Source organism: Pseudomonas fluorescens, from assembly GCF_902497745.1.
In the GTDB taxonomy this organism is placed as follows: domain Bacteria; phylum Pseudomonadota; class Gammaproteobacteria; order Pseudomonadales; family Pseudomonadaceae; genus Aquipseudomonas; species Aquipseudomonas fluorescens_BM.
Genome location: NZ_CABVHJ010000011.1, coordinates 153,004 through 164,658, shown reverse-complemented (window position 1 = coordinate 164,658; position 11,655 = coordinate 153,004). Strand labels below are relative to the sequence as shown.

The 11,655-nt window shown below is 57.1% G+C and carries 11 protein-coding genes; 5 read left to right on the top strand and 6 right to left on the bottom strand.

What is annotated here, in order from left to right; all coding sequences use genetic code 11:
• The first annotated feature begins 6 nt into the window (after nt 1-6).
• Complete coding sequence (rarD, locus tag F8N44_RS18465) at nt 7-888, top strand: EamA family transporter RarD (RefSeq protein WP_150651294.1); 882 nt, start codon at nt 7-9, stop codon at nt 886-888.
• A gap of 146 nt (nt 889-1,034) precedes the next feature.
• On the opposite strand, the gene hppD is transcribed toward rarD, so the two are convergent.
• Both hppD and F8N44_RS18455 read right to left on the bottom strand, forming a co-directional pair.
• Entirely contained in the window at nt 1,035-2,111 is a 1,077-nt protein-coding gene (gene hppD / locus F8N44_RS18460) for a 4-hydroxyphenylpyruvate dioxygenase (RefSeq protein WP_007912211.1), read from the bottom strand.
• Nucleotides 2,112-2,356: 245 nt separating this feature from the next.
• Nucleotides 2,357-3,304: a DMT family transporter gene (locus tag F8N44_RS18455; RefSeq protein ID WP_150651293.1), complete on the bottom strand. Its 948-nt coding sequence runs from the start codon at nt 3,302-3,304 to the stop codon at nt 2,357-2,359.
• A 78-nt stretch (nt 3,305-3,382) separates the two neighbouring features.
• Between F8N44_RS18455 and F8N44_RS18450 the strand changes: the two genes are divergently transcribed.
• The 3 genes from F8N44_RS18450 (at nt 3,383) to F8N44_RS18440 (ending at nt 6,506) form a co-directional block, all read left to right on the top strand.
• Nucleotides 3,383-4,252: a LysR family transcriptional regulator gene (locus F8N44_RS18450; RefSeq protein WP_150651292.1), complete on the top strand. Its 870-nt coding sequence runs from the start codon at nt 3,383-3,385 to the stop codon at nt 4,250-4,252.
• 118 nt (nt 4,253-4,370) lie between these two features.
• Complete coding sequence (locus tag F8N44_RS18445) at nt 4,371-5,906, top strand: cyclic diguanylate phosphodiesterase (protein WP_150651291.1); 1,536 nt, start codon at nt 4,371-4,373, stop codon at nt 5,904-5,906.
• Nucleotides 5,907-6,140: 234 nt separating this feature from the next.
• Nucleotides 6,141-6,506 carry a histone-like nucleoid-structuring protein, MvaT/MvaU family gene (locus F8N44_RS18440; RefSeq protein WP_150651290.1) on the top strand — a complete coding sequence of 122 codons (366 nt, stop codon included), beginning with the start codon at nt 6,141-6,143 and terminating at the stop codon, nt 6,504-6,506.
• A 219-nt stretch (nt 6,507-6,725) separates the two neighbouring features.
• On the opposite strand, the gene F8N44_RS18435 is transcribed toward F8N44_RS18440, so the two are convergent.
• Nucleotides 6,726-7,241 carry a DUF4946 domain-containing protein gene (locus F8N44_RS18435; protein WP_150651289.1) on the bottom strand — a complete coding sequence of 172 codons (516 nt, stop codon included), beginning with the start codon at nt 7,239-7,241 and terminating at the stop codon, nt 6,726-6,728.
• 139 nt (nt 7,242-7,380) lie between these two features.
• On the opposite strand from F8N44_RS18435, the gene gloA reads away from it, so the two are divergent.
• Complete coding sequence (gloA, locus tag F8N44_RS18430) at nt 7,381-7,902, top strand: lactoylglutathione lyase (protein WP_150651288.1); 522 nt, start codon at nt 7,381-7,383, stop codon at nt 7,900-7,902.
• Nucleotides 7,903-8,293: 391 nt separating this feature from the next.
• Here the strand turns inward: gloA and ahpF are convergent, their stop codons facing one another.
• From ahpF to F8N44_RS18415, 3 genes are all read right to left on the bottom strand, one after another.
• The gene (gene ahpF, locus F8N44_RS18425) at nt 8,294-9,856 is read right to left on the bottom strand and encodes an alkyl hydroperoxide reductase subunit F (RefSeq protein ID WP_150651287.1); all 1,563 of its coding nucleotides are present in this window, start codon (nt 9,854-9,856) and stop codon (nt 8,294-8,296) included.
• Nucleotides 9,857-9,980: 124 nt separating this feature from the next.
• On the bottom strand, nt 9,981-10,544 hold the full coding sequence (ahpC, locus tag F8N44_RS18420; protein WP_034154256.1) for an alkyl hydroperoxide reductase subunit C: 564 nt from the start codon (nt 10,542-10,544) through the stop codon (nt 9,981-9,983).
• A gap of 137 nt (nt 10,545-10,681) precedes the next feature.
• Nucleotides 10,682-11,620 (bottom strand): site-specific integrase, encoded by a 939-nt coding sequence (locus tag F8N44_RS18415; protein WP_150651286.1) that lies wholly within the window; start codon nt 11,618-11,620, stop codon nt 10,682-10,684.
• Nucleotides 11,621-11,655 lie beyond the last annotated feature (35 nt).

Sequence of the window (11,655 nt, the reverse complement as noted above, 5' to 3'; positions counted from 1 at the left end):
GACAGTTTGTCTAAAGGTATCGCTCTATCGGTTTCAGCCTCGGTGCTGTTTGCCGTCATGTATTACTACACCTCGTTGCTCACACCGTTGAGTGGCGTGGAGATCTTTGGCTGGCGGATGCTGCTGACCGTACCGTGCATGACCGTGTTCATGCTGGTGTCCGGAGAATGGCGGCGGGTGCTGGAGCTGATTCGGATGGTGGCGGCACAGCCAAAACTGGTCGCCGGGTTGATCGTCTCGGCCGCCCTGCTCGGCGTGCAACTGTGGCTGTTCATGTGGGCGCCGCTCAATGGCTACAGCCTCGACGTGTCGCTGGGCTACTTTCTGCTGCCACTGGCGATGGTCCTGACCGGGCGAATTGCCTACGGCGAGAGCCTGTCGTATTTGCAAAAGGTTGCGGTGTTCTTCGCGATTCTGGGTGTGTTGAACGAGCTGTACCAGGTCGGCGGGTTTTCCTGGGCGACACTGGTGGTGGTCGTCGGCTATCCGCTGTACTTCGTCCTGCGTAAATACCTGAAGACCGACAACCTCGGCGGCTTGTGGATCGACATGACACTGATGCTGCCGGTCGCCTGGTGGTTTGTGCAGGGTGGCGAGCAAGGCTTTGGCGTGTTTGATCAGTACCCGGGGCTGATGTGGCTGATTCCGCTGCTCGGCCTGATCAGCGCGTCGGCACTGGTGGTGTACATCATTGCCAGTCGCTTGCTGCCATTCAGCCTGTTTGGTTTGTTGAGTTATGTTGAGCCGGTGTTGCTGCTCGGCGTGGCGTTGCTGCTCGGTGAGAGCATCAAGTCCAGTGAATGGCTGACCTATATTCCGATCTGGCTGGCGGTTGTGGTGCTGGTCTTCGAAGGCTTCAAACACCTGACGCGGCAACGCCGCCCTTAAAAGCAAAAGATCGCAGCCTGCGGCAGCTCCTACATTTGGAATGCGTTTTTCCTGTAGGAGCTGCCGCAGGCTGCGATCTTTTGATCTTGAAAAAAATCCCGGCCCTGCATCTCTGCAGGCCGGGATTTTTTCATTTCAGTGGCCGATTACTCGGTAGCAAGTACACCGCGACGCACCTGATCACGCTCGATCGACTCGAACAGAGCCTTGAAGTTACCTTCGCCGAAACCATCATCGCCTTTACGCTGGATGAACTCGAAGAACACCGGGCCCATCAGGGTTTCCGAGAAGATCTGCAGCAGCAGACGCTTGTCGCCCTGCTCCGAGGCGCCGTCGAGCAGGATGCCACGTGATTGCAGTTGATCCACCGGCTCGCCATGGTTAGGCAGACGGCCTTCGAGCATTTCGTAATAGGTGTCCGGCGGCGCGGTCATGAAGCGCATGCCGATCTTCTTCAACTGATCCCAGGTCTTGATCAGGTCGTCGGTGAGGAACGCAACGTGCTGGATGCCCTCGCCGTTGAACTGCATCAGGAACTCTTCGATCTGGCCCGCGCCTTTGGACGACTCTTCGTTCAGCGGGATGCGGATCATGCCGTCCGGTGCGGTCATCGCTTTCGAGGTCAGGCCGGTGTATTCGCCCTTGATGTCGAAGTAACGGATCTCGCGGAAGTTGAACAGCTTCTCGTAGAAGTTCGCCCAGTAGGCCATGCGACCGCGATACACGTTGTGCGTCAGGTGGTCGATGATCTTCAGGCCGGCACCGACCGGATTGCGATCAACGCCTTCGATAAACACGAAGTCGATGTCGTAGATCGAGCTGCCTTCGCCGAAACGGTCGATCAGGTACAGCGGCGCGCCGCCAATGCCTTTGATCGCCGGCAGGTTCAGCTCCATCGGGCCGGTTTCGATATGGATCGGCTGGGCGCCGAGTTCCAGTGCGCGGTTATAGGCTTTCTGCGAATCCTTGACGCGGAACGCCATGCCGCAAACGGACGGGCCGTGCTCAGCCGCGAAGTACGAAGCGACGCTGTTGGGTTCGTTGTTGAGGATCAGGTTGATCGCGCCCTGACGGTACAGGTGCACGTTCTTCGAGCGGTGGGTGGCGACTTTGGTGAAGCCCATGATCTCGAAGATCGGCTCCAGGGTTCCCGGCACCGGCGATGCGAGCTCGATGAATTCAAAGCCCATCAGGCCCATTGGGTTTTCGTATAAATCTGCCATGGTGGCGCCTCATCATTTCTTATCAATTAACCAGGGTTATTTGTCAGTCATGCGAGGTCGGTGGGTGGCGCGCAGGAGATGCCACGCACACTGCGGGCGAGGAAGTCACCGTAGATCAGTTGAAACCCGAATATCTTCATTGTCGACCCAAGGCTCTTGCGGGCGAGGCTTCTGCTGCCAGAAGACGATTATTATTGTATGCGTAACCCGATTCTACACAGCGTAAATAGGCTTGTCTGCCCTCCCTATAAAATCCGCTTTTTTGCGCCCGGTGCAAGGGGTTTGTTGCACAGGTAAATGCCACTCAGGATCAGCGCGCCACCCAGGTACATGGCCGCTGTCAATTGTTCGCCCAGCAGCAGCGCGCCAAGGATCACCGCCGTCAACGGATTGAGCGCGATAAACACTCCGCTGCGTGTCGCGCCGATCTTGCGGATGCCGTCGTAATAGCCGATGTAGGCCAGCGCCGAGCCCAGGACGCCGAGGTACAGCAGGCTCAGCCATTGCGCCAGGCCCAGATTATTCAGCGTCTGCCAGCTCAGCTCGCCACGTACCGCCGCCAGAGCGCACAACATGACTGTGCCGATCAGGATCGAGTACGTCACGGTCTGCACCGGCCCCAACGTCCGATTCAAATCACGGGAAAACAACGAATAAACGCCCCAGCCCAGCACACAGCCAAGAATCAACAGATCACCGATCCACGCATGCGGCGTTGCAGCCAGTAATTGCGGATTGCGACTGATGATCACCAGGCCAGCGCCGACTATGCAGATCGCGATGCCGGCGGTTTTCACCCGACCCAGACGTTCCTTCAACAACCACCACGAGACAAGACCAATCACCGCCGGGTTCAACGCCACAATCAACGAAGCCCGCGACGCGTTGATATATTGCAGGCCGTAAAAAAAGCACAGGTTATAGAAGAAGATCCCGAAGAACCCCAGCAGTGCCAGATGCAGCCATTGTCGTGGAGTCGGCCGCGCCAAAGGGATCCGCGCCAGCCACAGGAAGCCGAGCAACGCCGCACTGGCGAGCAGGAAGCGCAGGCTGGCGGCGAACATCGGAGTCAGGCTGCCCGCAAGGAAACGTCCAGCGACAAAGGTCCCGCCCCAGATCATGGTGACCGCCGCCAGACTCAGGTAAACGGGGATGTCGGATGATGTTGTGTGCAGCTGGTCGACGTTGCGCATGACGCTCCAGATTCAGGAACTTGAGGAATGCCGTATCATTCATCTCATTCTCTGTCATCGTAAAATGAGCAAATACTCATGACCCTCACGCAGCTGGAGATCTTCTCGCTGGTCGCCGAACTGCGCGGTTTCACCCTCGCGGCCCATCGGTTGGGGATTTCGCAGTCGGCGGTGTCCCACGCGATGAAGTCGCTGGAACAGGAACTCGGCGTCGAATTGCTGCGCCGGCATCAGTCGTCCGTGGAACTCAGTGATATCGGTGAGCAATTGCTGCTACGCGCCCGCGCCATGCTCGGGCTGGCCAACACCTTGCGCCAGGAAGCCGCTGATGCACGCGGCATGAAAAGCGGTACCTTGCGCATCGGCTCGTTCGGCCCGACTTCGTCGATCAAGCTGCTGCCCGATATTCTGCGGCAATATCGCGAGGCGCATCCGGGCATCGAAGTGCACATCGATGAAGGGCCGGATCGACAAGTGATTCAATGGCTGGAAGAGCGGCGGATCGACATCGGTTTTGTGGTGCTGCCAGAGGAGCGCTTCGACACGTTTGCCTTGCTCGAAGATCAGATGGTTGCCCTGCTCCCTTTGGATCATCCCCTGGCAGCGCGGTCGGCGTTGAGTCTCAAGGATCTGTGCGACGCACCTTTCGTGCTTACTGAGGCTGGTTCTTCGGAACTGGTATCGCGGCTGTTCACGGCCGCGCGTTTGCAACCGAACATTCGCTATCGCTGTTCGCAACTGCTCAGCACTCTCGACACGGTCAGCCGTGGTGACGCCATCACGATTGTTGCCGAAGGTTCATTGCCGGAGGAAGCAACGCCGCGCTACGTGAAGAGGCCGTTGTTGCCCGCCGTGCAGCGTCAGGTCGGACTTGCCGTCCTCGATCAGCGTCAGGCGTCACCCGCTACTCTGGCCTTTATCGAGCTGGCAACGCGGATGAAGCACTGATGAGCGGCGCGAGCGCCTTCGGCCATCTATCCTCCCCTCTGGCTGATGTGTTTTTCAGCGGCGCGCCGTAATCCGGCCTGCATTCGAGAGCCCCACTCCACCGCGACAGGATGCGCCCATGCCGTTGACCGTCAGACCCCGCCGCAAGCGCAGCACCCGCATCGTCTTCACCCTGCTCAGCGGTTTGCTTCCGGTGCTGCTGGGCAGCGCGATTCTTTACATGCAGGCCGAACGCACGCTGGAGCAAGGTTCACGACAGACTGCCGAAGAGGCGTTGCGCCAATTCGAGTTAATGCTCGACAACACTGCTCAAGCCGCTCATGAATTGCTGCCACTGGCCGGCCAGACTTGTGAGAACGTCAAACTCGCCTTGCGCGAGCAAGTGACCCGCCGCCCGTTCGTGCGCTCGACCAATCTGGTGTGGGACGACAACCTCTATTGCAGCTCGTTGTTTGGCGACTTCAAGGAAGCCGTCAACGCGGGCGACTATAACCAGGGCAAGTTGTGGCTGATGAATGGCAACCCGGTGACACCCAACACCGCCCTGTTGGTCTATCGGCTCAGCGAAGGTCGTGGCGGCGCCCTGACGACACTCGACGGTTACCATCTAAGCAACATGTTGCGTCTGATCGGCCGGCACATGTTGCTGGTGCTGCAAGTGGGCGACAACTGGCTGGCGGCCGACGGCAAAGTACACACTGGTGCCCTGCCCGCGTTGCCGATAGCCCAGCACACACTGGATTCTTCGCGGTACGCGTTCAGTGTCTCCGCCGGTTTTCCCGAGGGCGAAACCTGGCGCTACATGGCCGATAAATATCCGCCGCTGTTCAGTCTGTTGATCTTTTTTGGCGTGGTGTCCGGTGCCATAGGACATGTCTTGCAAAAGCGCTCTACGTCGCCGAGCCACGAGATGCTCCGCGCGCTTGAGGCCGGCGAATTCATCCCTTACTTCCAGCCCGTGGTGCATGGTGACAGCAAGAAATGGTCGGGGGCCGAAGTGTTGATGCGCTGGACACACCCCAAAGAAGGGCTGGTGCGCCCGGATCTGTTTATCCCGTTCGCCGAGCATTCGGGCCTGATCGTGCCGATGACCCGCGCCCTGATGCAACAGACCGCGACGCTGCTGGGGCCACTGTCAGCAACCTTCACCCCGCCGTTTCATATCGGCATCAATATTACTGCGAGCCACTGCAAGGATCTCGAACTGGTTGAGGACTGCCGGGCGTTTCTCGCCGCGTTCGCGCCCGACAGCATCAGCCTGGTGCTGGAGCTGACCGAGCGGGAGTTGATCGAACCGACCGACATCACCCGGCAACTGTTCGAGCAATTGCATGCACTGGACGTGAAGATCGCGATTGACGACTTCGGCACCGGCCACTCGAGCCTCGGCTACTTGCGCAAATTCAATGTCGACTTTCTCAAGATAGATCAGAGTTTCGTCGCCATGATCGGCATCGATGCGCTGTCCCGGCACATTCTCGACACCATTATCGAACTGTCGGCCAAGCTTGATTTGGGTATTGTTGCCGAAGGTGTCGAAACTCAGGCGCAAGCCGATTATCTGACAGCGCATCACGTCAACTTCCTGCAAGGCTACCTGTTCGGCAAACCGATGCCGGCTGCGGATTTCATCAGCGCATTAACTCACCATTAACTAAGCCTGATTAAGACGAGCGTACCGATCAGACGCACCAAATTGATACAAAAGACCGCTGTTGTTACATGAAGACAACATCAGGATTTACTCTTGGCGCATTAACTACTACAATTTTTTCAACCTGAGCAAAATTGGCAGGTGAGCCATTTATCACCGAGTCGCTTCAAGGCTCTTGGCTTATAGCTTTGTTTGCGGTTGGTATCAGCCAAACACACTATTGGAGTAAAGATATTGTCCAGACTCGCTGAATTTCGCGCAGCTGAAAAGGCCCTTCAGGAACAGCTCAAGCAACTGGAATCGCTGAAGAACGATGCCGGGCTGAAGAAAGAAATCGAATTCGAAGAAAAGCTCCAGGGGCTGATGAAAAACTACGGCAAAGGCCTGAAAGACATCATCGCCATTCTCGATCCGAACCCGGCAAAATCCGGTCTGCAGACCTCTGCAGCACCTAAAACCCGCCGCGCTCGCGTGGTCAAGGTCTACCAGAACCCGCACACCGGTGAACTGATCGAAACCAAGGGCGGCAACCACCGCGGCCTGAAAGCGTGGAAGGAACAATACGGTGCAGCCACCGTTGATTCCTGGTTGCGCGGTTAATCCAGCGCCAACAACAAAGCCCTGCATCATGCAGGGCTTTTTTATTGACAATATCTAACAAATGAAATGATTTTCATCGAACAAGTTGCGATTTTTCTGTAACGTTACTGAGCCACATACTCAAACATTTTGATGCGCAATGTTGCGATTCAGGGTCAACGTTAAACTTTGTGCTTAATGCCTTCGGGTATCTAACCATCCCACGAAGAGTACAGTGACTTAAAGTTTCAAGCTGTTTCTCACCGCCACTATCTCGTCGGCGCTAGCCTTATAAACCTCTGCCTGCCCAGCGTAAGAAAGCACATAAGCCTTTTCCGCCTCGACCGCAGCTACCAGGGTTTGCGACAACACATGTCGACCGTTCTCGGTGATCGTGCAAGTGGTTTCCAGCGCCGATAACGTACCCAGCGTGGCCGGATGCACTTTGTTGCAGACACTTTGGTAGCCGCCCTGGAAGAAGTCCTTCTGGATCGACTTGCGCATTTCCAGCAGCACGCCTTGCAAGTTGACCTGATGCCCACTTTCCACCTGCGTCATGGTCAATTCCATGACCATCACCTGATTGCCATCGACGTCGTTTTTGACCGCACGCTGACGGGAAACCTGCGCAGTCGTTTCAGGTAGCACCTCGACTTGCCAACCGGCCGGCCAGGTAATGCTCGGCTCACCCGCTGATGCACTGACAGCGCCAGAACACGCAAAAAACACAAACAGGAATTTGAACAGTCGGATCATTGCCGGACACACTCGCAGATTGAGCCGTAAAGTCTGAGCCTCACCCGCACGCAGGGCAAGTCTGCCCTTTCATTTGGCGATGCCGGCAGGCATGCGTATCATTGCGCCCATTCACTCGCCCATAGTTATTGGAGGGCCCATGAGCCTGCACGAACTCAACACTTTCCCCGGCGTAACCGCCACCCCAGACAGCGCAACCCGTAACTTCGTCTTCAACCACACCATGTTACGCGTCAAAGACATCACCAAATCTCTGGATTTCTACACCCGCGTACTGGGTTTCTCGCTGGTCGAGAAGCGTGACTTCGCGGAAGCCGAGTTCAGTCTGTACTTCCTAGCATTGGTCGACAAGGCGCAGATCCCGGCCGACGCCGCCGCTCGCACCGAGTGGATGAAGTCGATTCCAGGCATTCTCGAACTGACCCATAACCACGGCACCGAGAATGACGCGGATTTCGCTTATCACAATGGCAATACCGATCCACGTGGGTTTGGTCATATCTGCATTTCGGTGCCGGATATTGTCTCGGCCTGTGCGCGCTTTGAAGAACTGGGCTGCGACTTCCAGAAGCGTCTGACCGATGGCCGCATGAAAAGCCTGGCGTTCATCAAGGATCCGGATGGTTACTGGGTCGAGATCATTCAGCCTGCGCCGCTGTAAAGCTGAAAAGCTGAAAAGCCCCTCACCCTAACCCTCTCCCGAAGGGAGAGGGGACTGATTGGGGGATATTGGAGAAGTACGCCGACTTGAACGAATGGCGCTGAATCCATAATCGATTAGATCTTACAGATCGACACCCCACTTCGGACATCTCGATCGACTCCCTCTCCCTCGGGAGAGGGAACTGATTGAGGGATATTCAAGAATTACGCCGACTTGAACGATTGGCGTTGAATCCATAATCGACTGGATCTTTCAGGTCGATGTACAACGCCAGACACCTCGGTCGGCTCCCTCTCCCTCGGGAGAGGGCTGGGGTGAGGGGCAGCTTTTCACACGCAATAAAAAAACCCGTGATCGCTCACGGGTTTTTTCATTTCAGGCCTGGCAGTTACGCCGGGGCCGAAGTGCGGATCAAGTGATCAAAAGCACTCAACGAAGCCTTGGCGCCCTCGCCCACCGCAATCACGATCTGCTTGTACGGAACAGTGGTCACGTCGCCGGCAGCGAAGATACCCGCGATCGACGTTTCACCCCGGTTATCGACAATGATCTCGCCACGCGGCGACAGCTCGATAGTGCCCTTCAGCCAGTCAGTGTTCGGCAGCAAACCGATCTGCACGAAGATCCCTTCCAGCTCGACAGTGCGCAGTTCGTCAGTGGTGCGATCCTTGTAACGCAGGCCGTTGACCTTCTCGCCATTACCGGTGACTTCAGTGGTTTGCGCACTGGTGATCACGGTAACGTTCGGCAGGCTGTGCAGTTTGCGTTGCAATACGGCGTCAGCACGCAGTTGTACGTCGAACTCCAGCAGCGTTACGTGCGACACGATACCTGCTAGGTCGATGGCCGCTTCAACGCCGGAGTTACCACCGCCGATGACCGCCACACGCTTGCCTTTAAATAGTGGACCGTCGCAGTGCGGGCAGTACGCCACGCCTTTGTTACGGTATTCCTGCTCGCCCGGCACGTTCATTTCGCGCCACCGCGCACCGGTCGCCAGAATCACGCTCTTGGCTTTGAGGGTTGCGCCGCTGGCGAAGCGGACTTCATGCAGCTCGCCGTTCTTGCCTGGGATCAGCTTGTCGGCGCGCTGCAGGTTCATGATGTCGACGTCGTATTGCTTGACGTGTTCTTCCAGCGCCGTCGCCAGTTTTGGCCCTTCGGTTTCCTGCACGGAAATGAAGTTCTCGATGGCCATGGTGTCGAGCACCTGACCGCCGAAACGCTCAGCCGCAACACCGGTACGGATGCCTTTACGTGCAGCGTAAATCGCTGCCGAAGCACCGGCCGGGCCACCACCGACGACGAGTACATCAAAAGCTTCTTTGGCGCTGATTTTCTCGGCCTGACGCTCGATGGCGCCAGTGTCGAGTTTGGCGAGAATCTCTTCCAGGCCCATGCGGCCCTGACCGAAGTTTTCACTGTTAAGGTAGATGCTCGGCACAGCCATGATCTTGCGATCGTTGACTTCGTCCTGGAACAACGCACCGTCAATAGCGACGTGACGAATGTTCGGGTTGAGCACGGCCATCAGGTTCAGCGCCTGGACTACGTCCGGGCAGTTCTGGCAAGACAGCGAGAAGTACGTCTCGAAGCTGAACTGGCCTTTGAGCGAGCGGATCTGCTCGATCACTTCAACACTGGCTTTCGAAGGGTGGCCGCCGACTTGCAGCAAGGCCAGCACCAGCGAAGTGAATTCGTGGCCCATCGGGATGCCGGCGAAACGCAGACTGATGTCGGCGCCCGGGCGGTTGATCGAGAACGACGGCTTGCGAGCATCGTCACCGCTGTCGATCAAAGTAATCTGGCTCGAAAGACTGGCAACGTCTTTCAGCAGTTCCAGCATTTCACGGGATTTCGCACCGTCGTCGAGGGAGGCAACGATCTCGATCGGCTGGGTGACCCGTTCCAGGTACGATTTCAACTGGGCTTTAAGATTGGCGTCCAACATACGGGCGATTTCCTTTATTTGAGGCGAAAAAAAGCCCGAGCGAAACTCGCCCGGGCATTTTTATTGGGCGGTGCAGCGTACTTAAGAAGGTGCGGCGTACCGCCCTGAGTTGCGTGTCACAGACTTAGATCTTGCCGACCAGGTCCAGGGACGGCGCCAGAGTGGCCTCGCCTTCTTTCCACTTGGCTGGGCAAACTTCGCCTGGGTGAGCAGCAACGTACTGAGCAGCCTTGATCTTGCGCAGCAGCTCGGAAGCGTCACGGCCAACGCCGCCATCGTTCAGTTCAACGATTTTGATCTGGCCTTCAGGGTTGATCACGAAGGTGCCACGGTCAGCCAGACCAGCTTCTTCGATCAGCACGTCGAAGTTGCGGGAGATGGCGTGGGTCGGGTCGCCGATCATGGTGTATTCGATTTTGCCGATGGCTGGCGAAGTGTTGTGCCAGGCAGCATGGGCAAAGTGGGTGTCGGTGGAAACACTGTAGATCTCTACGCCCAGTTTCTGGAAGGCAGCGTAGTTGTCAGCCAGGTCTTCCAGCTCGGTTGGGCAAACGAAGGTGAAGTCGGCTGGGTAGAAGAACACGACCGACCACTTGCCTTTCAGGTCAGCGTCCGAGACTTGAACGAAGTCGCCGTTTTTGAACGCGGTAGCTTTGAACGGTTTTACTTGGCTGTTGATGATAGGCATTGATGACTCTCCGTCAGTGGTTGTGAATTCGATGGGTGAATCCTACCCACTCACTTGACGGATGGCTCATTGGCAAACCTGATGCTGCTGATTTGTTTTCGCTATTAGCCGACTGTATTAATAGAAGAAAACGATATCTACGACGAAGCCGGGTTATCCGTAATCCGAGCCATCCCCTGGAATGGGCTGGCTTCAACATAGCGCATTGCGGACTTCATATCCTTCCAGCCGACGTAACTCATCAACGATTTCAGATCCCAGCCGCTTTGATGGGCCCACGTGGCGAAGCCTCGGCGCAGGGAATGGCTGGTGTAGTTTTCGGCAGCAATACCGGCGCGCTGCAAAGCCTGGCGCAGCAGCGGGATGATGCTGTTGGCGTGTAGCCCCTCCTCGTTCAGATTGCCCCAGCGGTCGATGCTGCGAAAAACCGGGCCACGCACCAGCGCCGCTTCGGTGATCCAGTCGATATAGGCCTGCACCGGGCAAAGCTTGAGTAGCGCCGGGGCTTGATAGGTCTGCCCGAGATTTTCCCGATCACCCTTGCTGCGCGGCAAATACAAGGTGATGCCTTTGCCGGCGTGCGCCTGCACGTGCTCGATCTGCAAGCGACACAACTCGTCGCTGCGAAAACCGCGCCAGAAGCCCAGCAGAATCAGTGCGCGATCACGATAAGCCTTGAGCAAGAGCGGACGATCCTGCTGTTCTCTCGCGGCTTGTACTTCATGTTCGAGCCAGTCAATCACTCGCTGCAGATCCTGTAACTGCAGCGGCTCGGCCTGTTTCTCCTGCGCCGGATGCAACGCACGTATGCCTTTGAAGACTTTGCGCACCACCGGCGCCTTGGTTGGATCGGTAAACCCCTGGCTGTTGTGCCACTGCGCCAGCGCCGACAAGCGCAGCTTCAACGTATTGATCGACAGCTCTTCGGCGTGCGCCACCAGATACCGCGCAACGCTATCGGCTGTGGCCGGCAAAAACCCGCCCCACTTCACTTCGAAATGCTCGATGGCCGCGCGATAGCTGCGGCGGGTGTTATCGCGGGTGGCGGCTTGCAGATAGCGATCCAGATCGCTCATGGGCTGTTTTCTCGCTGGCGTACTGAGACAGGGAT